The 24,817-nt window shown below is 36.2% G+C and carries 22 protein-coding genes and 1 tRNA gene; 2 read left to right on the plus strand and 21 right to left on the minus strand.

The genetic code is table 11. The features are described 5' to 3' along the window. Positions 1-102: 102 nt before the first annotated feature. The gene (locus RTL34_RS04425) at positions 103-495 is read right to left on the minus strand and encodes an MCR_0457 family protein (protein WP_312114879.1); all 393 of its coding nucleotides are present in this window, start codon (positions 493-495) and stop codon (positions 103-105) included. A 174-nt stretch (positions 496-669) separates the two neighbouring features. Beyond that, positions 670-1,401: a tRNA (N6-threonylcarbamoyladenosine(37)-N6)-methyltransferase TrmO gene (tsaA, locus tag RTL34_RS04430; RefSeq protein WP_312114881.1), complete on the minus strand. Its 732-nt coding sequence runs from the start codon at positions 1,399-1,401 to the stop codon at positions 670-672. Between the two features lie 177 nt (positions 1,402-1,578). Between tsaA and RTL34_RS04435 the strand changes: the two genes are divergently transcribed. Continuing rightward, a complete protein-coding gene (locus RTL34_RS04435; protein WP_188874179.1) occupies positions 1,579-2,355 on the plus strand; it encodes a ferredoxin--NADP reductase in 777 nt (258 codons plus the stop codon). Positions 2,356-2,413: 58 nt separating this feature from the next. On the opposite strand, the gene RTL34_RS04440 is transcribed toward RTL34_RS04435, so the two are convergent. From RTL34_RS04440 to RTL34_RS04520, 17 genes are all read right to left on the minus strand, one after another. Next, positions 2,414-3,850, minus strand: coding sequence for a capsule assembly Wzi family protein (locus RTL34_RS04440; RefSeq protein WP_312114883.1), 1,437 nt, complete (start codon positions 3,848-3,850; stop codon positions 2,414-2,416). 14 nt (positions 3,851-3,864) lie between these two features. Beyond that, on the minus strand, positions 3,865-5,079 hold the full coding sequence (locus RTL34_RS04445) for a DegT/DnrJ/EryC1/StrS family aminotransferase (protein WP_312114885.1): 1,215 nt from the start codon (positions 5,077-5,079) through the stop codon (positions 3,865-3,867). Between the two features lie 43 nt (positions 5,080-5,122). Continuing rightward, positions 5,123-5,770, minus strand: a complete 648-nt coding sequence (locus tag RTL34_RS04450) for an acetyltransferase (RefSeq protein WP_312114886.1) — start codon at positions 5,768-5,770, stop codon at positions 5,123-5,125. Next, complete coding sequence (locus RTL34_RS04455) at positions 5,763-6,377, minus strand: sugar transferase (RefSeq protein WP_312114888.1); 615 nt, start codon at positions 6,375-6,377, stop codon at positions 5,763-5,765. The genes RTL34_RS04450 and RTL34_RS04455 overlap by 8 nt, the downstream gene beginning before the upstream one ends. Continuing rightward, positions 6,378-7,508, minus strand: a complete 1,131-nt coding sequence (locus RTL34_RS04460; protein WP_312114890.1) for a glycosyltransferase family 4 protein — start codon at positions 7,506-7,508, stop codon at positions 6,378-6,380. It lies immediately after the preceding gene. Continuing rightward, complete coding sequence (locus RTL34_RS04465) at positions 7,505-8,392, minus strand: glycosyltransferase family 2 protein (protein WP_312114892.1); 888 nt, start codon at positions 8,390-8,392, stop codon at positions 7,505-7,507. Before RTL34_RS04465 ends, RTL34_RS04460 begins: the two co-directional genes overlap by 4 nt. Continuing rightward, a complete protein-coding gene (locus tag RTL34_RS04470; protein WP_312114894.1) occupies positions 8,389-9,471 on the minus strand; it encodes an O-antigen ligase family protein in 1,083 nt (360 codons plus the stop codon). The genes RTL34_RS04465 and RTL34_RS04470 overlap by 4 nt, the downstream gene beginning before the upstream one ends. Before the next feature lie 4 nt (positions 9,472-9,475). Beyond that, the gene (locus RTL34_RS04475; protein WP_312114896.1) at positions 9,476-10,567 is read right to left on the minus strand and encodes a glycosyltransferase; all 1,092 of its coding nucleotides are present in this window, start codon (positions 10,565-10,567) and stop codon (positions 9,476-9,478) included. A gap of 124 nt (positions 10,568-10,691) precedes the next feature. Continuing rightward, the gene (locus RTL34_RS04480) at positions 10,692-11,696 is read right to left on the minus strand and encodes a glycosyltransferase family 2 protein (RefSeq protein ID WP_312114899.1); all 1,005 of its coding nucleotides are present in this window, start codon (positions 11,694-11,696) and stop codon (positions 10,692-10,694) included. Positions 11,697-11,814: 118 nt separating this feature from the next. After that, positions 11,815-12,807: a glycosyltransferase gene (locus tag RTL34_RS04485; RefSeq protein ID WP_050325745.1), complete on the minus strand. Its 993-nt coding sequence runs from the start codon at positions 12,805-12,807 to the stop codon at positions 11,815-11,817. Positions 12,808-13,034: 227 nt separating this feature from the next. After that, complete coding sequence (locus RTL34_RS04490; protein WP_312114901.1) at positions 13,035-14,321, minus strand: oligosaccharide flippase family protein; 1,287 nt, start codon at positions 14,319-14,321, stop codon at positions 13,035-13,037. Then, positions 14,321-15,292: a glycosyltransferase family 32 protein gene (locus tag RTL34_RS04495; RefSeq protein ID WP_312114902.1), complete on the minus strand. Its 972-nt coding sequence runs from the start codon at positions 15,290-15,292 to the stop codon at positions 14,321-14,323. Before RTL34_RS04495 ends, RTL34_RS04490 begins: the two co-directional genes overlap by 1 nt. Positions 15,293-15,401: 109 nt before the next feature. Beyond that, entirely contained in the window at positions 15,402-17,339 is a 1,938-nt protein-coding gene (locus tag RTL34_RS04500) for a polysaccharide biosynthesis protein (protein WP_312114903.1), read from the minus strand. Between the two features lie 44 nt (positions 17,340-17,383). Then, complete coding sequence (locus RTL34_RS04505; RefSeq protein ID WP_312114906.1) at positions 17,384-19,552, minus strand: polysaccharide biosynthesis tyrosine autokinase; 2,169 nt, start codon at positions 19,550-19,552, stop codon at positions 17,384-17,386. A gap of 100 nt (positions 19,553-19,652) precedes the next feature. Continuing rightward, on the minus strand, positions 19,653-20,084 hold the full coding sequence (locus tag RTL34_RS04510; RefSeq protein WP_312114907.1) for a low molecular weight protein-tyrosine-phosphatase: 432 nt from the start codon (positions 20,082-20,084) through the stop codon (positions 19,653-19,655). 16 nt (positions 20,085-20,100) lie between these two features. Continuing rightward, positions 20,101-21,216, minus strand: a complete 1,116-nt coding sequence (locus tag RTL34_RS04515; RefSeq protein WP_312114910.1) for a polysaccharide biosynthesis/export family protein — start codon at positions 21,214-21,216, stop codon at positions 20,101-20,103. A gap of 331 nt (positions 21,217-21,547) precedes the next feature. After that, positions 21,548-21,634: transfer RNA gene (locus RTL34_RS04520), tRNA-Leu, on the minus strand. Between the two features lie 241 nt (positions 21,635-21,875). Here RTL34_RS04520 and modA point away from each other — a divergent pair. Next, positions 21,876-22,817 (plus strand): molybdate ABC transporter substrate-binding protein, encoded by a 942-nt coding sequence (gene modA, locus RTL34_RS04525; RefSeq protein ID WP_312114912.1) that lies wholly within the window; start codon positions 21,876-21,878, stop codon positions 22,815-22,817. Positions 22,818-22,857: 40 nt separating this feature from the next. Here modA and RTL34_RS04530 read toward each other — a convergent pair whose 3' ends face one another. Both RTL34_RS04530 and RTL34_RS04535 read right to left on the minus strand, forming a co-directional pair. Continuing rightward, complete coding sequence (locus RTL34_RS04530; protein WP_309592663.1) at positions 22,858-23,277, minus strand: HIT family protein; 420 nt, start codon at positions 23,275-23,277, stop codon at positions 22,858-22,860. A gap of 70 nt (positions 23,278-23,347) precedes the next feature. Then, positions 23,348-24,694 (minus strand): serine hydrolase domain-containing protein, encoded by a 1,347-nt coding sequence (locus tag RTL34_RS04535; RefSeq protein WP_312114914.1) that lies wholly within the window; start codon positions 24,692-24,694, stop codon positions 23,348-23,350. Between the last annotated feature and the right edge of the window lie 123 nt (positions 24,695-24,817).

Consider the following 24,817-nt stretch of genomic DNA (forward strand, 5'->3'; position numbering starts at 1 on the left):
GTTGCCTTATATCCACCGCCTGAAGTCGGTGGTTTTACGGCAACAGAGGATAAAACCCCCTAAATCAGTTAGGGGGTGGATAGCGTAGATTGACTTAAATTATTAGTTACTGTTGGCAAGGTCTTTGCACAGTTCAATATTCTCCGCTTTTGGATAACTGAGCGTCCATTGGCGAGTTTCATTCAAAATTTGCTTGTAATCTTGCTGAGAGGATAAGTACTGCACCGCTAAACGAGGATCGCTGATGGTTGGCATTAATTTTTTTAGCTCGACATTATAAGCGGTGTTAAACCCTGTTTGTTGCGATTTATTCAGCATGGGTGGGCAGATTTCTGACAACACTTGTAATACCGCCACTTCTTCTTTGGTGGTCGATAATTCTGACATATCGATTGCGATAGTATCGTTATTTTTATCTTCAGCGATACCACTCACGGTGACGCCCATTAACAGCATGCCTATCATAGCTTGACTGATTTTGCCCAGTTTAATCATACGGAGTCCTAACATTATCTAAGTAAAATACAGCCCATATCATACTAAATAATCAAAAAAAATATAGCGAATAATCACGCTACATAGTCAGTATTTTGTGAACAAGTAAAAATTTTTGAAACAGTTTAGCAATATACGGCTAGATAAAAACTTTCATATCCTCAATGCGACGGCTTAGTTTAATACCTCAATCGCTTGAATTTGCAAAACACTATCTGCTATCTGGCTAAAATAAACATCGACATTTTGATAACGCATGACAAATGGGCTATTAAGCTCTTGCTGTCGATACGCAGGTCTGGGGTCTTGCGCAATGAGTTGCTCGATGGTTTGCCAATCTGCTTGATTTAGCTGACTTTTTATTGCAATATGCGATAATTCCTGCAATAAATCGGGATGCCAATGCACCGACTTGATAATGGGTTTTTGGCTGGCATACCCAGCAATCGCGTCATTGATACTATCGCTATAAGGCAAATACGGTTTGATATCAATGACTGGTGTGCCATCTACCATATCACCGCCAATGATATGCAGCCTCAAGCCCTCCTCAGTGTTTTCAATATGCGAAAATTTGACCACTGACAATCCAATATTTGCCGGTCGATACATACTTCGACTGGCAAAGACCCCTATCTTTTGGTTGCCACCAAGTCTCGGTGGACGGACTGTTGGCTGAAAATTTGACTGATTGGTATTGGCTCGATTTTGATGAAATTGCCATATAATCCAAAGGTGGCTAAATTGGGCAATGCCTTCAAAAGCACTGAGCACATTGTAGGGCGGCAACATGCTGATAGTAGCGTTGACATCCACAAGATTGGGCTGGCGGGGTGCGCCAAACTTTTGCTTAAGCGGGGAGTTCACACTGCCGATAATCGGCAGGGTAATTTGTTGTGGTAACATAATGGGTCGTTAAAATATGATATTTTAAACTATGATTATGCCATTTTTTTACGCCCAAATTCGACTAAATCATCAAAAATTTGCTATCATATCGCCCCAGAATGTCAATATTAACCCGCGATTTTTATTCTTTATCCAGTTTTATTTTTATTTATGACCAATACAAGGTTGGGTGCTATGTCAAAATTTTATGAAGAAACCGTTACCTATGTGCATCATTGGAATGACACATTATTTACCCTAAAAACTACCCGTAATGCAGGTTTACGTTTTAGGAATGGTGAGTTTGCCATGATTGGTCTGGAAGTCAATGGAAAACCTTTGATGCGTGCCTACTCTATTGCCAGCACCAACTATGATGAAGAGCTCGAATTTTATTCTATCAAAGTACAAGATGGTCCTTTGACATCTATTTTACAGCATATCAAAGTGGGTGATAAATTATTGGTGAGCAAAAAACCCACTGGCACCCTCGTGCTTGATGACCTAAACCCTGGCAAGCATTTGTATATGCTAGCAACGGGTACAGGCTTGGCACCATTTTTGTCACTTGCCCGTGACCCAGAAGTGTATGAGCGTTTTGAGAAAGTCATCGTGGTGCATGGCGTACGTTATGTGAGTGAACTGGGCTACCGTGAGATGTTCGAAAAAGCCTTGTTTGAAGATGAGCTGCTAGGTGAATACGTTAAAGATAAACTCATCTATTACCCCACCGTCACGCGTGAGCCGTTCCGCAATGAAGGGCGTATGACCGATTTAATGAAATCAGGCAAGTTATTCCAAGATATTGGATTACCACCCATCAATCCAAGCGATGACCGCGCAATGATTTGCGGTAGTCCATCTATGAATAAAGACGTGGCAGCACTACTCGATGAATTTGGTCTTAAACCATCGCCTCGTATGGGTGGTACGGGTGATTATGTGGTTGAACGCGCGTTTGTCGAACAGTAAAAGTTAAACCGTAAAATCATAAAAAAAGCCCTGCTTGGGCTTTTTTTATAACTCAAAATTAGTAGCTATATTCCAACACCAAATTACCACCCGCATCTTTATCATCGCTGATGCTGTCTTTTTTACCCCAAATACCCAGTTTGACCGAGGTTTTGTCATTGTATCTATGTTTCCAATCGGCTTCGACAATATCCAAATCTTGCTTGGTTGCAAAGGCAGCATTAATCACTTGATTAGATTGATTGACTTTGGCGTTAGCGTATTTGAACCCGAGCTGGTTCTTGGCATCAATATTACCTGATAGTCCCACACTAATGATTTCACCATCCCCACCTATCGGATGACCTAGCGGCAAGCCCTTTTGATAATAACCATCTTTATAAATGCTATGGGTGTAAATAGTATTGGTTTTATCAAGGTCATAGTAAGTATTCGCCCATTCTGCATGCCAGAGCCAAGGCTGTTGAAACAGCGGGATCGTACCTTTTAACCCCCCCAAATAAGCGTGTTTACTTGGCAAACCACCTGCCTCATCTTCCCCAATAAATTCACCATACACACTCACCGGCAAATTCACCAACGGTTTTAAATTTAGCTGTGCATCAATTCCTGCGATTTGGTTTGAAGGATCTTCATCTTCGCCACCATTATCATATTTACCGATTAAAGCCTTACCTAAAGATTTTAGGCTTTCAGACTTATTATCGCCACCCCACATCAAGGAACGCGATGCGCCGATTTGAAACGCTTCATGCGGCTGAAAACTCGCTCGCATGCCAATCAATTTGGTGTGAGGCTCTGCTTTATAGTCTTGCAATTGACCGGCAGTAATCTGGTAATTAAAATTACCTAGTTTTGATAATACAGGAAAATTAATAGGGGTATTATTGGCGCGCTGCATTAAAAAGCCCGTGACAGGTCTAGCCGCATCACTGCGAATTAAACTGCCATCAACCCCGTTGCCCCACCATACCGGAATACTACCAAAGGCAAGGCGATGATTGCCTAATTTGGTACCGATATAGCTGCCATCAAGATTAGATAACTTGCTAGGCTCATCATCATCGACATTTAAGGTGCCTTGAATTTTATAATCAATGTTATCACCTGCATAGCTATGAGAAAAACTAACACCCAAAGGCGTCACCGTATTGCCTTCTGTATTAAATCCGCTAAACACAGCGCGCTCGTCACCATTGATGTTGCTTACTATTTGTAGCTTGGATACATCGTTGGCTTCAAGCTTTTGTTTAACTTGATTTAATAATAGTTTATCATTGTCTGATTTGGGCTGCGCTTGACTCAAGGCTATCTCTATGGCTTCTGAACTAACAGGCCATGTTGATATATCAACATTTAGAACGCCATTAAGTTTTAAAATCTCAAGTGTTTGACGCAGGTCACTATCAATTTGGACTAATTGACCTGCCTGACTAAATTGTGAGAGTCCAAGTAGTACACCCAATGAGAGATATTTAACCGTTTTATTTGTCATACGAGACTCGCAGTTTATGTATTGGCATTGAATAGAGTGGTTAGTACATCAACAGTGGTATTAGCAATCGTTTGCATTTCAGTTGTTGTCAATGTCGGGTGTATTAAAAACATCAAGCTGGTTTCCCCTAATTCTTTAGCAACTGTCAATCGCGCGTTGGGACGTGATGGATGATTGTCAAATGCTTTTTCTAAATAAATTTCTGAACAAGAGCCAGAGAAACAAGGAATTTTTTTCTCATTAAGCGAATTTAAAATACTATCTCGATTGATATTCTCTGGCAAGTTTTCCGGTCTCACATATACATAATATTTATAATACGCATGGACAGAATCGCCACCCATGACTTGGTGAAATTCTATATCTGGTATACGTAAAAATTGTCGCTCACCTGCAAACTGTGTTAGAGCATCACGCAAAATCTTGGCGTTTTGTGTACGAATCTTGGTCCACTCAGCCATTTTTTTAAGCTGAATACGACCAATCACTGCTTGCATTTCCATCATGCGCCAATTGGTGCCAAAGCTGTCATGTAACCAGCGAAAACCCGGTGGATGTTGTTTATGATAAATGCTATCGTAGTTTTTACCGTGGTCTTTATACTCCCACATTTTTTGCCATAATGCTTTGTCATTAGTCGTGACCATGCCACCTTCGCCGCCTGTGGTCATGATTTTATCTTGACAAAAACTCCAAGCACCAACGTGACCAATACTACCCACTGGTTTACCTTTGTACTTGGCGCCATGCGCTTGGGCACAGTCTTCGATGACCCAGAGGTTATGCTGCTTGGCAAGTGCCATAATCTCATCCATGTCGCAAGGCCAGCCAGCTAGATGCACGCAAATGATGGCTTTGGTCTTGTCGGTAATATGTGGGGCAATGGTACGCGCTGAGAGATTGCCTGTATCAGCTTCGACATCTGCAAATACCGGCATTGCGCCAGCATTGACGACCGTTGAGACACTGGCAATAAAACTGCGGGGCGTAACAATCACTTCGTCACCCTCGCCAATACCCATAGCTTGTAACGCAACATCGAGTGCTAATGTACCATTTGCCAGTGCCACTGCGTAGTCTGTTCCTGCCCATGCGGCAAATTCTTTTTCAAACTCTCGACATTCTGTGCCCGTCCAGTAGTTGACTTTATTAGACAGTAAGACTTGCGAGACGGCATCGGCTTCTTCTTGGGTAAAGCTAGGCCAAGGGGAAAATTGGGTGTTTAACATGTTTTATATTCTCATATTTTTGAAAATGAAATTAACGATTTTTTTAGTTTTTAATCAAAGGTCTTGCAGGATTGCCGACGACAGTTACGCCAGCGGGTACATCTTTAGTAACGACTGCCCCCATGCCAACGACAGCGCCTTTACCAATTATTAAAGGCTTATCTGGTGTACCTTGACGTAGCACCGCACCTGTACCAATATAAGCATGGTCTTCAATATGCACATTGCCATTGCAGCTAACGCGTGGCGCAAAAGTGACAAAATCACCAATCACACAATCATGCTCAACATAGCTATATAAGTTAGCATGAAAGCAATGCCCTATTATGGCATTTGCCCCAATAGTAACAAATGGACTTAGTGCAGCCCCATTGCCAATTATGACATTATCCATTATAACAGTTGATTGGGATTTGACAGTCCAAATGTTAATGCCATCGTTGGTGAGTTTTTCGGCTAATTTTTGGCGGATATTGCTATTAGCAATGGCAATCAACACATACTTTTCTTGCGCCTTCATCGCCTTGAACATCTCATAGTTAATGGTTGTATGACCATTGATTTGCTGCTCAGTGGTCACCGCATCATCGATAAAGTAAATCGTTTGGTCATCTGGCACACAATCTCTAGCAACTGGCATCAAGCTTCTGCCACAACCTGATGCACCATACACGGCATAGATTTTATTCATGCACAGTTCCTGTAAATTTTGTCCCTGTAAACTTGGTCATAGTCGCTTCACCCTCGGCGCTAATACCGTCTTTGATAATGACTTTTTTAACGGTTTTTAGCAAGATTTTCATATCTAACCACAATGATTGATGCTCAACGTACCAGGTGTCAAGCTTGAACTTATCTTCCCAACTTAAACTATTGCGACCATTGACTTGGGCATAACCTGTCACCCCTGGACGCACGTTGTGACGTTTGACTTGTTCAGCATTATATAAAGGTAAATATTCCATGAGTAAAGGTCTAGGACCAACCAAACTCATATCTCCTTTGAGCACATTCCAAAGTTCTGGCAACTCATCAAGGCTACTGGCACGCAGTTTTTTACCAAATTCGGTCAAGCGCTGGCTATCTGGCAGCGCGTTACCTGCTTTATCAGTCGCATCTTTCATGGTGCGAAATTTAATCATCTCAAATGGCCTGCCATGCAGCCCTGGACGAGTTTGACGAAATAGTACAGGCGAGCCCAGTTCCTTTTTAACCTTATGCGCAGTAATCGCAAGCACGGGCGATAATACTATAAGGGCAGACGCAGAAGCGGCAATATCAAAGGTACGTTTTAGCATTTACACTCCTAAAATTTTTAGTAGTCGCTCATTGACTTTTCGAGCATCAAATTTTTCTTGGGCTATTTTATAACTTTGTTCACCCATTACTTGAATTTGTTTTGGATTTTCGATGAAATAAATCATTTTCTCGGCTAAGGCCTGCGGATTCCACTTGGGTACAATAAATCCATTTTTGCCGTCTATCACAGTTTCACGACAACCGGGTACATCCGTGGTGATAACTGCTCTGCCCACTGCCATCGCTTCTTGGGTACTGCGTGGCACACCTTCGCGATAGTATGACGGCAATACAAAAACATGGCTATTAGCTATCCATTCAGACACATTATTCACCCGCCCCGGATATTCTATAATATTCGATTGGACTAATTCATCTAATTGAAATTTTGTCATTGCCCCGTGTGCGTGCTCATCAATACCACCTAACACTGTGAAAATAGCATTTGGATAGATTTTTTTAACAAGTTTAGCAGCTTCGACAAAATCAAAAATTCCTTTTTCTCGTATCAATCGAGCAATAAATAAAAATCTTGTTTGAGATTCCAAACTAATCGGCTGATATGGATATTCTTTTAGATTCAAGCCAATGCCACCCAAAACCTCAATTTTTTTAACACCAATGTGGTGTGATTTTAATAAATCAATCGGGTCATCTGGGTTAAGAAAGATTACTTTATCGGCTAATGGCAATGCCAGTTTAAATAGAGCGACTTGCACTCGTTGTACGATTTTGGCTTTTCTTGAGTAGCCATTTGGTTGCTCGGTAAAGGCAAAGCCTAAGCCTTCTATCATAGCGATTTTTTTAGGTACTTTGGCAAGCTTGGCAGCGAGCGTGCCATAAATAACAGGTTTGATAAAATAGCTAAGGACGATATCGGGCTGAATTTTTTTGATTTGTTGATAAAGACTTATTGTATTGGATAAATCTTTATAAGGATTAAGACCGCCTCGGCTGAGTTTATAATGGGTAGGAATAGCGCCTATGTGGGCAATTTTGGCAAGCTCCGTTTTATCACTGTCTGACGTGAAGGCATATACGGTATAGCCTTTATCAATCATTGATAATATAAGGTCTTTTCTGAAGGTGTATAAACTTGAAGCAATAGTACCTATAATAACTATTTTCATGATTTATTACTCAACTGCTGAATAATATTTAATTGCTTTTCATACTCATTTCGAATAACAGTAGAAACCTCTCTCTTGCTTCTACGATTCAATATGATATGCATCATCTTCATTGCATCAGCAATGTTTACAATCATTTTTTTCGCAGCAAACTTTCGCATGATATTTTGATAATCTTTTTCAGAAAGAATACTGTTGTAATATTTACTAATAATTTGCATTTGCGTATTATAACCCTTCAGCATTTTCTTCTTTGTAGCACTGCTTTCTTCTCGATAGTAATATAAATATTCTGGCAAAAAACCAACTTTTAAATCATTGTTAATGGCAGCAGATAGCCAAAGTTCATGATCTTCTGCAAGTGCATTAACTTCATTGTATAAATTACGTTCGCACCATGCTTTTTTAGCTAATATAGAGGCATGTAAAATACCCGACTGACCAAGTAAGGCATCTTTTTTTGTAATTTGCTTTGGAAAATAAGTCCTAGTACCGATAATTTCATTACTATTTTTAATGGAAATCATAGAAGTAGAAACCAAGTCAAATTGTGGATTGCATTGCAAAAAATTTAATTGTTTAGCTATTCGTTCTGAATGCATCATATCATCGGCATCCATTCTTGCAATGTAATCCCCTTTGGCTTCACGGATAATTTGATTTAATCTCGCAGGTAATTTTTTATTTATACCATCTGAAATCACCCTAATCCTGCTATCTTGTTTTGCGAAATCTTTAGCAATCTCGAGTGAGTTATCTTTTGAGCCGTCATTAACTAGAATAAGCTCAAAATTTTGATAGCTTTGAGCTAATATCGATTTTATGGCATCTGCTAGGAAATCTTCTGCATTATAGATGGGAATACCTATAGTAATGAGTTTCATAATTTATTCTCCTTGACCTCTTTGGCAAAATAAAACACTACTATTAATATCCAAAAAGCTAATGTTCTTGCATTATAAGTTGAGAATCCGTAAAACATAGGTCCTAAAAGAATTACTTTTTCTGCAAATGTTAATCTTTTAAAAACTCTGCTTAAGAAATACAAAAATAATATTAAACCTGTTATTCCATAATAAAAAGCAATACCAAACCATGTAGAATGTATTTCATGCCCTGTTTCAGAAAACCTTGAGTAGCCACCTTGACCTGCTCCCAAAATACTATATTTTGGATAGTTTAAAAGATGGTCAAGACCTCTATCAGAAATTTGTTTATCTTCTTCATCAACACCCTCTGTAAATCTAGTGATGATATTATCTAAGTACCCATACTTATATAAAATATATCCTGCAATTCCTACACAACAAGCAGCCAAAAGAACTAAAATAATTTTCTGTTCAATTCTACCTTTTTGTTGCAATATCAGCCCTAATGTTAAAACCGCTAATCCAATAGTTGCAGACCTTGACATTGTCAAAAGAATTATAAACACGGACAAAGCATATATGATTATTTTGATATAATTTTTTTCAAAAATTATAAAACTCATAGCACATGCTGATAATATCCAAAATGCCATTTGATTTGGGTCATTGAAAAAACCATTATATCTAGGTGCAAAATCATATCTACCACCACCAATAGCCCAAATTAAAATACTCAAGACTAAGCTTAAAGGTATAAAAAATTTAAGATATTTAATGAATGCTTGAATAGAGACTTCATCTAAGCTTGTCATTACTGCAAATACCATTAGATTAAATATCCAATACAACAACGAAACTATGTATGAAGTATCTCCGAATTCTATAATAAGAAAAGCCATGTTTACTACATAGGCATATGTGGAAAATATTGCTAATGCTTGTAGCGCTGATGAATACTTAAGCTTTTTATATTTTGAACAATATGCGATTATTGCCAAAATTATTATAATATGTGATGGCTGAGGTAGACCACTTGACCAAAGGTAAAACTGGCTTAAGAAAAATCCTAACGCGATTAATAGAGCAATATTCATCTAATCAACCAAATTGAAAGTAAATATTAGTTAGTTCTTTAGAATTTTTATGAATATTAAACCCTTTGATCGACATAGAGCTTAGAATTTTATCCTTTTCTATTTTTCTGGTATCAAATTTAGTTATCTCACAAATCCAAGAATTAACTTTATCTAAATCTTTAAAATTGATTAGATTTAAACCCAAATCAACTTCTCTTGATATATTGGCTGAAATTAGTGAAGGTAAGCCTATTGCTTGACTTTCGACTAACACAACTGGAAAACCTTCATGGAGCGACGGCATCAACATTAAATCCGCTCCTGCCATTAACTCTGGCACATCATCTCTAACGCCTAGTAAATGTACTTGTTCTGATAACTCATATTCTATTATTAAATCTCGAATTTTACTTTCCAAACCGCCTTGCCCAACAATAAAAAAAGTAAATTCAAAACCTTGTTCTCTCAACGCTTTGGCAATTTTCAATGAAAATTCATGATTTTTTACTTCAGTTAATCTGCCAACTTGGATAAGTCTAAGCCCTTTATGTGGCAATACGTTATCCCAGTAACTTTTTTGAGTTGTTGCAACATCGGCATATTTTTTTAAATCTATCGCATTATTTAATATCAAGACGTCATCTGCAGTGCCATACAGATATTGGGCAGCTTCAACCCCACAAGCTATTCGATAAGTTGCTAATTTTTGAATGGTCTTTTTAGCCCAAATTTCATATAGTTTTTTTAATTTTGAATCTGCGCCATTACTTGTGTTGTGAGAATGAGAAATTCTATGCTTGATTCCAGCACTTTTAGCAGCTATTAAATGAAAGGCATTATTAAGCAGGACATGAGAATGTATTATTTGATATTCGGGATGGGATTTTAAAAATTTCTGTAATTTAAACATGCGACTTATAGAGTCTTTAGCCACGATTGGAATAATCTTGCCACCCATTGCAATGATTTCATCATCATAATCACCTTTGTCATAAGTAAAAGTAACAAAGTCAAACTGTACTTTTGAACGGTCAATCTGACGGTATAGATTCATGAGCATGGTCTCAGCCCCTGCTCTGTCCATTTTACCAATGATATGAAGAATACTTTTCATTTTATGACTCTATAATTAATTTTTTTATCTAAGCAAACTTGTGTACTAAAGATTTTAGTTAGTGGATATAAAGGTTTCTAAATTGGTACATAAGTACTAATTCAAAATTATTTTAGTATACGATTTAACTTCTTAATTGAGCTAAAAAAGTAATTATATACTTAGATTTAAATTTAATTAACATAAAATAGATTTTATCTTGCATGGTAATAGGCTTATAAAATTTATAAAACTGTCTTAGATCATTGTCATTCAACATTTTACTTACATATGCTAATTTTTGATTAAATCTAAATTGATTATTAAAATGAAATAAATTTAGTACACAGTATCGTAAACCGCCGATTAAATTTGTCGCTAATATCTCTTTTTTATTAATAAATGACCATGTATCAATAAATTCTAATAATGCTTTATGTTTCAACTTTACCCAATCAAAGCTATTTTCATGAAATTGTTTTGTCAGTGTTTCCACTGGCCTTTGAATATAATGTACATAGGCTTTCTTGTTAAATAAAATTCTATCTGAATGTTGGTATACCTTGGCATTAAATAGTATATCTTCAAATAATGATATTCCATTTATAAAGCTTATATTATTTTGGTTTAAGTACTGCTTACGATAAATTTTATTCCATGCATAACCTAGAATATTTAACATATAAGGTGATAGATGAATAGCTTCACCATTTAGCCAAATATTATCTTCAGGTAAATGTTTAACTTGTTTAATTAATTTTTCCTCTTCATCTACACTATCTTGATAAAAGCCAAACACCAAAAAATCTAATTGCTTATCAACCATAATTTCTATATTTTCTTTTAGTAAATTATTTTCAATCCAATCATCAGAATCTAAAAAAAATATATATTCACCCGTGGCTATGTTAAGACCAAAGTTTCTAGCATCTGATATACCACCATTTGGTTTAGTGTAAACCTTTACTCTATTATCTGCTTTTTCAAATTCTTTGGCGATAGCTTCACTATTATCTTTTGAGCCATCAATCACAATGATTAACTCAAAGTTTTTATAGGTCTGATTAAGTACAGACTTAATAGAGGATGCTATATAATTTTCTACATTATACACTGGCATTACAATTGAAACTTTCTGCTGTAAATACATGATTGTTCTCACTAACTTCTATCTATCAATAATAATATTTTTCAATGAAGGTAAATTAATTTTTAAATAATAATTCATTAAATAATACTTTATTATACAGTTGAGATTACTTAGTACTTTAATTAGCCATTTTTTGCTTCTTTAGTTTATGATGTAGCCAAATCCACCCTATAAATATGAAACCATGTTGATAAAAGTTATGATAGCCTTGACGTTGTATCAAATTTAGATCAACCCTATTTTCCAAATCTCTTAGTGGAAAATAATTTTTCATTACTTGTAAAGGTTTCATGTTGAATTTGTTAACACTGTCAGTAATATAATCAGCTAAACAATATATATAAGTTATTGCATACAGCTTATTACTCAGTATTTTTTCATAGGAGTAATTAATCACAAATTCATAACTTAATTTCTGTTTCTTTATATTACTTAGATTTACAGCTCTGAGACTACTTTCAGCATTACTTCGATAATAATAACTTACCATTTTAGAAAAATATAAGTTACGAGCTCTAATAATTACATCCGTCATAAATATAATATCTTCAAAATAAATACCTGGGATAAATCTTTTATCTGCAAATACTTCTCTTTTGAAAATATATAACCATGGGTACCAATTATGCTGATTAAAAATTCTTTGTTTTACTTCTTGAGTATTTTCAACATAACCCTCTTGATCAGATAAATAAATTCTAAAATTAGTATCGTTAGGTTTCCTTAGAAAACGCTCTGCTTCACAGCATATTACATCAGGTTGATAAGTATCAATTATTTCTACGACCTGTTTAAAATAATTTTCAGGTAAAATATCATCAGAATCTACGAAAGCCACGTAACTACCGATAGCAATATCTAAGGCGGTATTTCTGGCGACACTCTGCCCTTGATTTTTTTGACTAAGAACTTTAAATTGATTAGATTTAATTTTTGGCAAGTTTAAAATAATATCATCAAGTACTTTTTTTGAATTATCCGTTGACCCATCATCAACAATAATTACCTCAACTTCCTCAGTAATCTGACTTTTTATACTATTAATACACTCTACAATATAATTTTCAACATTGTACATTGGTATTACTAAACTTAATTTAATCCGTGACATCTTCCTACCTTATCTGTCATTATATTTTACTAGATTTCTAAAACCCTTTTTAACACTATTAATTAAAAATGTTTTATATTTCTTATTTAGACCAAATATACATGATATAAAAGTGTAATCATTTTTCTTAAGTAGAATTCATACCCATTCTCTATAATTAATTTAAAAATTTTTAAAGTTTTTTGAATAAGTACGTTATCATACGCAGTAAAATTTTAATCATTAAGTTATTTAGCGCTACTAAATCCAATTGTTTGCAATAGTATTTCTTTTGCCCTCAAAGGTTTATAAAATAGATTAATTATAAAGCTTGAAATAAACTCAGTGATAATAATTGCGTAAGCGCCGCCAATAACGCCATAAAGTCTTACGAAAATATATGTAAGAGGTACATTAATTACACAGGAAAATACCATCTTATTAGCTAAGAATTTATAACCTCCATATTTTAATGTCAATCTAAAGAAGAAAAATCCCATGACTGAAAAGTAATTTGCTAAGAGTAGATAGTAAAATATCTTAATTGAAGGTATAAACGCATCACCGTATAATTTAGTAATAATGAATTTACCGAATAAAGCTAACATTGTAATAATAAAAATACAAAAAATACTAATACTCCTAAACAATCTTACTGATTTTTTTAGTGATTTTTCCTCATCCCTTTCATTATAAATGCCTGATAGATAAGACATCATAAGAGTAACAGGTACAAAATACCAACAACCTGCTAGCGTTGAGGCGATTGAATAGTAACCAACTTCTTTAGTACTTTCGAGAGAAGCTAAAATCAAGTTAGCACATTGCGTATAAATTGTGACTGATAAACTCGATACAACTAACGGAATTCCAACTTTTAAAAAATATCTGTAATAACTAATAAAATGAATAATCTTTAATTTAGGATTTTGCAATTTAACTTTAGAACTAAAGATTAACTGTCGTAATACAAACGGTACAAAAGCAGTAAGAATTATTGGAATTGATAATAATTCAATAGGCAAGTTAAATTTTACTATCAGATATCGTGAAATCAAGCTAATTAGGATACCAACTGAATTTGCCATTACATTATACTTAGAAAGCAAAATAGCATCCAAATGAATAGCTCTAATATCAATGACACCAATATACACTGCTAAACAGGTTGCCACGAAAAACACTGTATGCTGACCACTACCATAAAAATAAAACCAGCCCAACGTTAAGACAGAAAAAGGTATATAGATACTGCTTATAATATAAATTGCATTTACAATTAATTGGCTATTTTGATAAGATTTTTTGCTTGCCTGCTTAAAATAAATTTGATCTATCCCTAATATTGCTACCGCTCTTACAATAGCAAAAATAGTACCTGCAAGTGCTAGCTCTCCATATACCGAAGGCCCTATATATTTTGCCACTAAGGAAGTGACAAATATTAAGCCAAAAAAACTTATACCTTTTTCACTTACCATCCATAAAGAATTTTTTAATCGTCCATTTAATATCTTCTTTAGACTATTTTTCATTAGCGTTTCTTATCTTTATATAATGAGCCGTAAATACTATTTGCATTAATTAATTTACTTTGTAGTAAATACTTTAAGAACGTACGTTCAATGGACGTAATCTTGACAATTGGTAACCCCTTGGTCTTATGTATGTTTTTAAATGCTAAATAGCTATTTATCTTAATAGCATCCCATTTCACATTTTCATGAATCAAAAAAGCATTATTTTCGCACTTTCGAAGATAAAAATTGTATTGAGTGGGATGGTTTAATAACACTAATTGGGCAGCTAAATAAGCCAAGAGATAATCAGGTCTATCTATAGATTGTGAAATCTGAGTATAATTTGAATTTTCCTTTAATTTAAAAAAATATTTTTTTGCTCCCATAGTCAATAAAGGCGCTAATGCCTCATACCATTTTTTTATAAATTCACTATTTGGCGGGGCAGCCAAAAACCAATTTTCTATAATCGGTCGAGAAAAATCAGTCGTTGATTTTTCACGATAAAAAGCAATCAAATCAAAATTATTAATATTATCAATTTGTAAAAACCAGGAAAGCGGTTTTAATAATATCGTAGTAATATCTAGCCAAATACCCCCATACTTATAAAGCAGCGCCAATCTAATTACATCACTTTTATTGGCAATAGGGATTTCAATATTTTCATCAAATACTAACTCATCTAAATATAAATTTAAATTCTTAAAAGTTACTAAATTTAATTGATATTCAGGATTATCAATTTCTATACGTTCTTTAAATAGATTAACCTCTGCAGGAATATTTTCACTATCCCAAAACATCCAAATTATTTTTGGTATATCAGCATTTTTTTTATTATTATTTTTAATGATAATATCTTTCTCTAATTGCTCATTATAAACTAGCTTAGAAAACTCATTAAAGTTAAATGTCATTTTCTCTTTTAAAAAAAGTGCGTATTCATATAGACCTAAATTTTTTAACAGTTGAGTTTTATTCATTGGGGTTAAACCATAGTAAATAGATAGACTTTTAGAAATGAATACATATTTCATTAAATTAGATAGGCTAAAACCATTAGTAATTTTCTATATTACAGATGCCTATTAGCTAGGGGTTAATTCTATTCCTATATCCCTCGACAAAATACTCAAATCTCTGTCTTAGCCAATATAAATCTTTTTCATTATTATATTGTTCAATGATAAGATCTATGAAATTATCAAGTTCAATCTTAGCAAAACTACGTTCTCTTGCTTGCATAATTAATGGATGCTGGGTCTTCTCTATATTATCCCCATCGATGATTAACTCTTCATACAGTTTTTCACCAGGTCGTAAACCCGCAATGACAATTTCAATATCACCATTGGGGTTATGTTGGTCTTTGATTTTAAGTCCACTTAACGTAATCATGCGTTTAGCAAGATCTATTATTTTAACAGGCTCACCCATATCAAGCACGAATACCTCGCCACCATGCGCCATCGCACCTGCTTGGATAACGAGCTGAGCAGCCTCAGGAATCGTCATGAAATACCTTGTCACGTCTGGATGTGTCAGGGTGATAGGCCCGCCAGCTGCAATTTGCTTATTAAACAGCGGTACGACAGAACCTGATGAACCTAATACATTACCAAATCTCACCATACTGATAGTGGTTGTTGATTGGTCTGCAGCCATCGCTTGACAAGCTAACTCTGCCATGCGTTTGGTCGCGCCCATGACATTAGTTGGTCTAACGGCTTTATCCGTTGAAATCGCAACAAAGGTTTCAACACCCGCGCTGACTGCGCCTTGTAGCGTATTAAACGTACCGACAAAATTATTGATTACACCCTCGTATTCGTTACTTTCGACGATAGGGACATGTTTATAAGCCGCTGCATGGTAGATGGTTTGAACGCCGTACTGGTTGCATAGCAGTTCAATAAGTTTTTGATTGGTAACACTGCCTAGATGAACATAGAGCGGCGTCACAGTTGTTAGTTGTCTTTCCTGCTGCATATTTTTGGCAAGTTTTTGCAGTTCACTGTGTATAGCGTAAAGCGCATACTCCGACAGTTCAAATAATACCAAGGCTTTGGGTTGCTGCTTTAAAATTTGGCGACATAACTCACTGCCGATTGAACCGCCCGCCCCTGTCACCATCACAACTTTATCTTTGATATTTTTGGCAAGTAGCGATGTATCTGGTTTAACCGTATTGCGTTGTAGCACATCTAGCACATCGACAGGTTTAATATCTGATAATTTAATTCGACCACTGGTGATTTCTTCCAAACTTGGAATTTCACTAATTTTAACTGGTACGTTTTCTAATTGCTTGACAATACGCTCTTGGATATGACGCTGATGGCTGGGTAATACAAAAAACACATGATTAACTTCTAAGTCTGCAATTAAAGACTCAAGGTTATCTTTTGGATACACCTTAACCCCTAATACCCTAGCCCCAATAAAATTATCATTGACATCGATAATCCCAACTATTTTAAATTGGTGCGTTTGATGAAGCACATGCATCAAATCTTTGGTTATGTGACCCACACCATAAATTAATACATTTTCTTTTTTTTGTGCATAGAATTCAGGATGCAATGTTCTTGAAATAATAAATTGCAAAACAATTCGGCTATTCCATATCCATAAATAAAGCAAAAAAACATGGATAGCGGTCGCCGCTCTAGGAATATCAGGTGTTACCCCTAAAAAAATCAGTATTTGACTAATTAATAGATAACCTAGCAAAACTACAAGCGCCCAGCGCATACGCTCATCTTGAAAAACTCGAATAACATGCGAGTAAAACTTAGTAACCGCTAAAAAGATAACAGGTAAAGCGCCAAGTAGCATAATTGACAAGATATTGGTATGAAAGTCAAATTTTGCATAGCGTAGGGCAATCGCTAAAATCAACGTAATAATAGATGCAATATAATCTATCACAAACAGACTTACTACTTTTAGCCAGCGAGGCTGCTCAATCGCATTGGATAGTACAGTAAAAGCTAAAGGCGCTTTAGTAGCGTTAGTTGTATTGCTCATATAAAACCTAGTAGATGATAGGGCTATGATTCATCTTTATATCGTTAATTTTTTGATTTATATTCATAACCATAATGATAATTATAGGCGCCAATTAAAGACTGCTTAGCATCATTGAAAATAATCCCTTCTACTTTTACATTCGCACGTTGTAGTTTTTCGACTGCATAATTTACCTGTTTTAGGTTTGAAACGTCATATCGTACCACGAATAAGACTGAATCAACCAACTGCCCTATCGATAGCGCATCTGAAGTGCCCATTACAGGTGAGGTATCGATAATGATATAGTCATAGAATTGACGATAAAAATCTAGAAGCGCTTTCATTTTTCCATTTAATAATAATTCTGAAGCGTGACTATGGCCTTTGCCCCTAGGTATAAAATGCAGATTTTCATATAGTGTGGTTTGAATCATATAGCTGCTATTAGCCGCATCAATGGTATCATCAACCAAATAATCAACCAATCCATTGATATTTGGCAAATTAAATCGATCTTGCAGATGACCTAACCTAGCATCCGCGTCAATTAACAGTACACGTTTACCTGTCATTGCCATTGCTACGGCAAGGTTGGCGGCAATAAATGACTTACCAATACCAGGGCCTGCACCCGTCACTAACAACGTATTGCCCTCGGTTTTTGTTGCATTAAACAATAAATGAGTGCGAATGGACTTAAAGCCTTCACTGACCATCCCTTCAGGTTCAATTTGCTCAACCAAGGGAATTTTAGTTGATTTACTTTTTAACAACCGCGTTAATCGAGGCGAATGAGGAATGACACCAATCACCGGAATATCCGTATTGTTCTCTAATTCTTCTAAATCTTTCACGCCCGCGAACAGCAATGATTTTAAAAAGGCTAGCCCGATGCCTAACATCAAACCTAACAGTGTCGCGATTAGGACAATTTGCGCTTTTTTTGGTGCAATAGGTTCATAGGTGTTAATAGGTAAATCTATGATGCGTACATTACCCAATTGTCCAGATTTGACAATTTGCAATTGCTCATAGTTTTTGAGCATATTTAAATAAATTTCATTGCTAATCTTAACATCACTCGATAATTCTAAAAATTGACGTTGAACCTCTGGAATACGGGTAATATTTTGTTTAAGAGTATCTTCTTTGTCTTTTAGCTCTTGTATTTGCATATTTAATTGCTTTAATACCGGATATTCATCCGTATAGCGCTCGGATAATTCTGCTCGTTTTAGCTCAAGTTCACGAAGATTGGTTTCAATCTCCGATCTTACTTTGATAGCTAATTCAGCTTCTTTATCAATATCAACTGTCGCATTTTGTTCACGAAAATTATTAAATTTTGCTTCCGCTTCTGCAAGTTTTGCTTTTAATTTAGGCAGTTGTTCTTGCATAAATGCAAGGGTTTTGGTCGTTTCCGCGCTACTTTTATCAAGATTTTGCGTTTCATACATTTTAACGATGCGCGTTAAGGTATTAGTGATTTCATCTTGATTAGCGCCTGTAAGTGAAGCATCTAAAATCCCTGTTTGCTTACCTTTTTCAGCCACCGCAAGATTTGCTCTAAGGTTATCTATTGCCTTAGCTGGTGTAAGTTTACTCAAGTTATAAGAATAACCAGGTGCTAATGAGGTGACTTGAATATCAATATTACCCGCACTCGTTTTAAAACGCGATGCGGTTGCAACTTTACCGGTAAATTCAGCGCCATCAGGAGAGATCAGTTTAAAATTTTGGCTGTCTATGGCAGTTAGAGTAAAATTTTTATTCTGGTAGGCCAAAGGGACATTAAATTCAGCTATCCACAATCCAACCTTTAAGTTACCCACACCATTGTCTGTATGACTAACTAGGACACTTTTCTTGATGAGTAATTTGTCTAAAAAACTGTCTTTAAGTTGATTGACAGTTAAATCTAAATGCAATTGGTTAATGACAGGCCACAGAATCATGCGAGAATTGATAATTTCTACTTCTGTTTGCGCAGAGCTATCCTGAGCGTTTAGAAGACCTACAACGTCCTCACCTAAAGCAGAAACGCCTGAGGATGTTTTGTCAACTTGAATCAATGAGTTTGTTTTATAGATTGGCGTTGCCGATTGGGCATAATAGAGACCGCCTAATAAACCAAGTAACAGCATTGATAAAATTAATTTCCAATGATTTAACAAAGTTGCGATTAACGCTCTTAAATCAATTTCATCATCATTTACTTTCTGATCCATGCTTACTCACTTGATGCTAAACTACGATAAAATACATTTTAATTGTTACAGAATAAATAAATCTTTCTTATAATTTCAAAAGCTTTGCCAGCTTTATAAGTTAAGCTAATTTATCCTTCCAACTTTCTACAGCTTTACTGAGCACTGCTCGACTTTCATAAAATTTTTCAATGGGTAGTTTATAAGGATCGGCTACATTTTCGTTTATCCAGTGACCAATCCGATATACTTTTCCACGTTGGCTTGAGTAATTTTGTTTTATCCAACTCTCTTGATCTTTGGACATACAAAGCACCAAATCAAATGTTTGCATCAATTCTTGGGTAAGCTGCTGGGCGCGATGACTACGCATATCAACATTCCATTCATCCATCACTTGAATGGCTTTTTCATCTGCCCCTTCGCCCACTAATGCGCTTAATCCCGCTGATTTTACGATTAGATTAGGATGTTGTTTCTGTAATAGCGCTTCACCGATGGGGCTGCGGCAGATATTACCGACGCATACCACTAAAATTTTTTCAAATGACATAATAAAAACCTAGCTATTAAAATTGTCTTACAACTCCAGGTAATGCCGCTGAAGGAAGGATTTGACTAAGAATACGATTCCAGCGTGTTAAACCAGTTGGGTCTACATACACCACATCACCCGGCTGCATTTTAAAGCGATTTGCTAAAGAAAAATTTGTTAGGGAAGTCATATCAACATAATAGATATTAGCATTATTCGACGAATTTTCACGTAATACGTAAACTTTTTTAGCATTTGCAGTAGTACCAATTAATCCATTCGCCTCCCCTATGACGCCCGCCAGACTCATACCGTTTTCAGGAATTTCAATATTACTGATTTTATTAAACTCGCCCATGACAGTAATTTTATTTTCGGTCAAATCACCAATTTTGATTGTATCACCATTACGAATTATCACTTGGTTAGGAGAATACCCAGCATTTTGCAGTGACTTGAAACCAAAGTTATAGGTTCTTCCAGCTCTAATCAGCTGGATATTATTTGTATCAGATTTTTCACTCGTACCACCTGCCATACTGATAGCGGTATAAAGATTGATAGGCTGATCTGCAATGTCATATTGCCCAGGCGATTTTACTTGCCCATCAACATAAAATTTATTACCGCGGTAGGAAAGTACACGAACTTGTGGATCTGGATGTTTAAGATAACGTGATAAACGAATAGTTAATTGACTAGTGAGTTCAGCTACTGTAAGCCCCTCTGCCTTTATTCGTCCTATCATTGGAAATTGAATATAACCGCTTTGATCAACTAAAAAGCCATTGCCGTAAATGCTATTACCTGCTGCTGAACTAGTACCGACAACTTCAGGATATCCTGGAAGATTAATTCCTAATACATCTCCTTTAGCAATACGATTATATACACCCCCGCCTCTTGTCAATGGAGGAAAAGAAACCGTTCTTTTAGCAAAAATATCAGGAGCAGGTATATTGTTTACAGTTAACTCAGCCACATTAAATCGTATACCATTATCTGCAACAAATGAAACAGGTTGATCTGGCGTCATGACTTCTGGCAGTTTACCCGAATACATTCCACTAGTAATAGCGGTTTTAGAACTACAGGCGCTAATAGATATAACTAATAATAAAGGCGATAGTTTTATGAGCTTTGCTAACATGTGACAATCTCGTAAGATAAAAGGCAAAATCTAACAGTAAACCAATATAGTGCGTAATTGTAATCAAAGTTGAATGCTACACGCTTGTAAATTTTGTAAATTTAAGTAAGCGATCTGACCGTCATCACCAATTAATTATTTTTATTAGCCTCTAACAAAAGTATTAGTACTGCAACTGAATAACATGTAATCCCTTATAGCATTATAGCATTATAGCATTATAGATTTGCTTGATAAACAATTAAAAATAATACCTTAATCATTCATACGTTAAATTTTTATCCAGCAATTTTAGTTCAAAAAAAAGCCCCTGTAATTAGGAGCTTTAATTTGGTACCAGTGGTCGGACTCGAACCGACACGCTTTTAAAGGCAACGGATTTTGAATCCGTCGTGTCTACCAATTTCACCACACTGGCATAGATGGCTATAGCTTTTTAGTTTATCTGTAATCGGCTATGTGGGGTGGTATTTTAGCAACTTTATTTTTTTTTGCAACAACTTTTTCAATTATTTCTGTCTCGAAGCAAAAATACTTAAAAAATAATTTTTCAATAAAATCGATACGTTTTTTACACACTCATTTACCACTTTGTATAGTATTCTTGCTCGCCACTTAATCATAATATCGCTAAAAACTAGGGCTAAATTTGTTAATTTATGACTTTTAATCAACCTGCCACGATCTTTTTTACTAGGGTGCTATTTGTTGTCACAGCATTCATAGCGGGTTGTAATTCATCAAATAGCAATCAAAATTCAACGACGTCAAACAACCAATCTGCCAAAGAACCTGCCAAAGCTATCTCAAAGAATGCGCCTGCCGCCTCTTCACCTCAAGCGATTGAGAATCTACGTATTGCCGCTTTTTCCAATCTTCGCATGGTATTGCCGATTTTGGTATCAGATTTTAACCACAATTATCCGAATATAAAGATTCAAATTACCTTTGAGCCCAATGCTGCGCTGTATGATACGGTAAATGCCAACCCTCAAAACTTTGATATTTATTTATCGGGTAATCAGACTTACCCAAAGCAAATGCTTGCCAGTGTTAAGGGTGTTAAATCATCGCCTTTTACTTATACCCGTGGTCAGTTAGTGCTTTATAGTCACAAATACCCTATGGACATTAGCCCTACAACCACGCTTGATCAATTGATGCTCGACAATAAACCCTTTAGTTTAGCGATAGCCAATCCAGAGAATTTAGCTTATGGCGTGGCAGCAGAAGCCTGGTTGGTCAATCAAAACCTTTATAATAATATCAAGCCTAAGATTATTTATACCAATACCCTAGATGAAACTTTTGCGTTAACTGAAAGTGGAAAAGCAGATTTTGGATTTGTAAGCCTCTCGCAAGTATTGAATAAACCCAATAACATTGCCCTGCAAAATGTCAATACACTAAGCAATAACTACTTGATACTGCCTAAAAATAGTTATCCGCCAATTCTGCAAGATGGCATCATTTTGAATCACCCTAACACCAGTCAAATCTTTGTGGATTATCTAAAGTCGGTAAAAGCACAAGATGTTTTAACCGATGCGGGGTTTTTACCGATTTGTACCTCGACAACTATCTTACCTGCTTGCAAATAGGGGGTTGGGTGTTAATTATCCGCTACTTGCAAGTCGCGAATTAATTTGCAATCGCTGATTTTAATTGATTAGCCAGCGCTGCTAGACGCTCATGATCGCCTTGACGATTTTCATGCAATCCAAGATGATAAATACTGCTTGGAATCAAATGAACGTGGTAATGAAATACCGATTGTCCTGCCTCAGCATTATTTAACTGCATCTGCACAATACCTTGGCGATTAAATACCTTGCGCTGCGCTGCCATGACTTTTTGCGCGGTGCTGAAAACTGCCGCTATATAATCGGTTGGCATATCCGACAATTCAACGGCCTCACATTTTGGAATCACTAAAACATGCCCTTCTGCCATCGGCATGATATCCATGAAGGCAAGCGTTTTGTCATCTTCATAAACTTTATGGCTAGGAATCTCACCACGAAGAATTTTGGCAAAAATATTTTGAGTGTCATACGGCATTGATTACATTCCTTTTACTGTTTAAATGGGGCTAAGAAACAAGACTAAGAAAAAAGCCTTAGCAATTAGGCTAAGCAAAAAAATCTAATATGGTTTCATTCAAGATAAATTGGCGATCATCACCCAGCATAGTGACATCATAATTATGTACAAAGCTCACTGCTAATGCGCGACTGGGATCACACCAGGCCATAGACCCATTATACCCCATATGTCCAAATGCATCAGACACATCATGGAACAGACTAAACACACGATGATAACCGAGTCGCCACGCCATTACCGCTGGCATGATTTTGTCAAATTGCTCATTGTGAATGGTTGAAAGCGCCTTAAAAACAGCAGAATTGATTAGCGTTTTACCTTGCCAAACGCCGCGATTTGCAAGCATTGCATATATTGTAGCCAACGCTATCGCGCTGGCTACTCCATTTGCGGCAGGAATTTTCGCCTGCAGGGTGACAGGGTGATAATAATTAAATTGTCTGCTACCGATGGGTACCAGCGCAGATTTATAGTCTTCGATATTGATATTAGCAGGTTGAAAATACAGCGCGTTAATGGCCTGCGTTGTCAAAGGAGAGCCCGATTGAGACAATGTTAACCACTCGGGGTAAAAAGGCAAGGATTGATAAAATTGTAGCGTTGAGTCAGCATCTTGAGTGAGTAAAGGTTTAGCTTGAGTCTCTTTGGCACGTATTTGACCTGCCACCTGTTCAACTTTGTCTTTGGGTACCCCAAAGTAAGCTTGACCGACCAAATCGAGCGGTTCCAATAAATAATATTCTAGGGCTTGCTGCAGGGGCAATTGGGTTACTTTTTCAATCAGCCCACCCAATACCCAGCCGGATACCAAGGCACTATAAGCCGCGCTAGAATCCGCATGGGAAGCCGCGCTAGATTCGGTTGATTGATTAACAGGCTGCTTCTTATTAGCTGAACTATTACCTGAACTCTGCGTATTAGTTGGACTATTTAATGCCATTTGCTCAACATTGCTGAGCATCAATTGCCAATCTAGCATGTCTTTGGCATGTTCGGTAATACTGACAATATTAAATAATCCCGACTCGTGGGTTAGCATATCACGCAAAGTGACGCTATCTTTGCCATTTTGGGCAAACGCTGGCCAATAGCTAGCCAAAGTTTTGTCATACGCTAAAAGATTTTGACTCACTAAAATATGAATCAACGTAACAAGTATCCCCTTACCTGTCGAAAAATTCAGCGACAAGGTGGATGGCTGCCAAGGGGTGATTTGCTGGTTAGTTTTATCAATATTTGCGATACCGTGAGCCAATTGAGTAACTGCTTTACCTTGATGAAAAATAACCAGACTGCAGCCACCTACCTTTTGATTAAGATCAAATTGTGATAACAGTTGGGCTAGGTGTTGATTGAGCGCTTGATAATCCATTAAATCCTTCATTACTTCAATAGCATCCTAAAAAACCATTTGCTAAAAACCATTGTGCTAGAAAACACCCTGCTAAAAAAATAGCCGCTTAACATTGAACCCTTATTGAAATTTTTCTGTCGC

This window comes from Moraxella sp. CTOTU47915 (assembly GCF_031986685.1).
Lineage (GTDB): Bacteria > Pseudomonadota > Gammaproteobacteria > Pseudomonadales > Moraxellaceae > Faucicola > Faucicola tetraodonis.

What these genes read in the sequence shown, in the direction of transcription:
- RTL34_RS04425 (WP_312114879.1), bottom strand. Translation starts at nt 495, where the DNA reads ATGATTAAACTGGGCAAAATCAGTCAAGCTATGATAGGCATGCTGTTA.
- tsaA (WP_312114881.1), bottom strand. Translation starts at nt 1,401, where the DNA reads ATGTTACCACAACAAATTACCCTGCCGATTATCGGCAGTGTGAACTCC.
- RTL34_RS04435 (WP_188874179.1), top strand. Translation starts at nt 1,579, where the DNA reads ATGTCAAAATTTTATGAAGAAACCGTTACCTATGTGCATCATTGGAAT.
- RTL34_RS04440 (WP_312114883.1), bottom strand. Translation starts at nt 3,850, where the DNA reads ATGACAAATAAAACGGTTAAATATCTCTCATTGGGTGTACTACTTGGA.
- RTL34_RS04445 (WP_312114885.1), bottom strand. Translation starts at nt 5,079, where the DNA reads ATGTTAAACACCCAATTTTCCCCTTGGCCTAGCTTTACCCAAGAAGAA.
- RTL34_RS04450 (WP_312114886.1), bottom strand. Translation starts at nt 5,770, where the DNA reads ATGAATAAAATCTATGCCGTGTATGGTGCATCAGGTTGTGGCAGAAGC.
- RTL34_RS04455 (WP_312114888.1), bottom strand. Translation starts at nt 6,377, where the DNA reads ATGCTAAAACGTACCTTTGATATTGCCGCTTCTGCGTCTGCCCTTATA.
- RTL34_RS04460 (WP_312114890.1), bottom strand. Translation starts at nt 7,508, where the DNA reads ATGAAAATAGTTATTATAGGTACTATTGCTTCAAGTTTATACACCTTC.
- RTL34_RS04465 (WP_312114892.1), bottom strand. Translation starts at nt 8,392, where the DNA reads ATGAAACTCATTACTATAGGTATTCCCATCTATAATGCAGAAGATTTC.
- RTL34_RS04470 (WP_312114894.1), bottom strand. Translation starts at nt 9,471, where the DNA reads ATGAATATTGCTCTATTAATCGCGTTAGGATTTTTCTTAAGCCAGTTT.
- RTL34_RS04475 (WP_312114896.1), bottom strand. Translation starts at nt 10,567, where the DNA reads ATGAAAAGTATTCTTCATATCATTGGTAAAATGGACAGAGCAGGGGCT.
- RTL34_RS04480 (WP_312114899.1), bottom strand. Translation starts at nt 11,696, where the DNA reads ATGTATTTACAGCAGAAAGTTTCAATTGTAATGCCAGTGTATAATGTA.
- RTL34_RS04485 (WP_050325745.1), bottom strand. Translation starts at nt 12,807, where the DNA reads ATGTCACGGATTAAATTAAGTTTAGTAATACCAATGTACAATGTTGAA.
- RTL34_RS04490 (WP_312114901.1), bottom strand. Translation starts at nt 14,321, where the DNA reads ATGAAAAATAGTCTAAAGAAGATATTAAATGGACGATTAAAAAATTCT.
- RTL34_RS04495 (WP_312114902.1), bottom strand. Translation starts at nt 15,292, where the DNA reads ATGAATAAAACTCAACTGTTAAAAAATTTAGGTCTATATGAATACGCA.
- RTL34_RS04500 (WP_312114903.1), bottom strand. Translation starts at nt 17,339, where the DNA reads ATGAGCAATACAACTAACGCTACTAAAGCGCCTTTAGCTTTTACTGTA.
- RTL34_RS04505 (WP_312114906.1), bottom strand. Translation starts at nt 19,552, where the DNA reads ATGGATCAGAAAGTAAATGATGATGAAATTGATTTAAGAGCGTTAATC.
- RTL34_RS04510 (WP_312114907.1), bottom strand. Translation starts at nt 20,084, where the DNA reads ATGTCATTTGAAAAAATTTTAGTGGTATGCGTCGGTAATATCTGCCGC.
- RTL34_RS04515 (WP_312114910.1), bottom strand. Translation starts at nt 21,216, where the DNA reads ATGTTAGCAAAGCTCATAAAACTATCGCCTTTATTATTAGTTATATCT.
- modA (WP_312114912.1), top strand. Translation starts at nt 21,876, where the DNA reads ATGACTTTTAATCAACCTGCCACGATCTTTTTTACTAGGGTGCTATTT.
- RTL34_RS04530 (WP_309592663.1), bottom strand. Translation starts at nt 23,277, where the DNA reads ATGCCGTATGACACTCAAAATATTTTTGCCAAAATTCTTCGTGGTGAG.
- RTL34_RS04535 (WP_312114914.1), bottom strand. Translation starts at nt 24,694, where the DNA reads ATGGATTATCAAGCGCTCAATCAACACCTAGCCCAACTGTTATCACAA.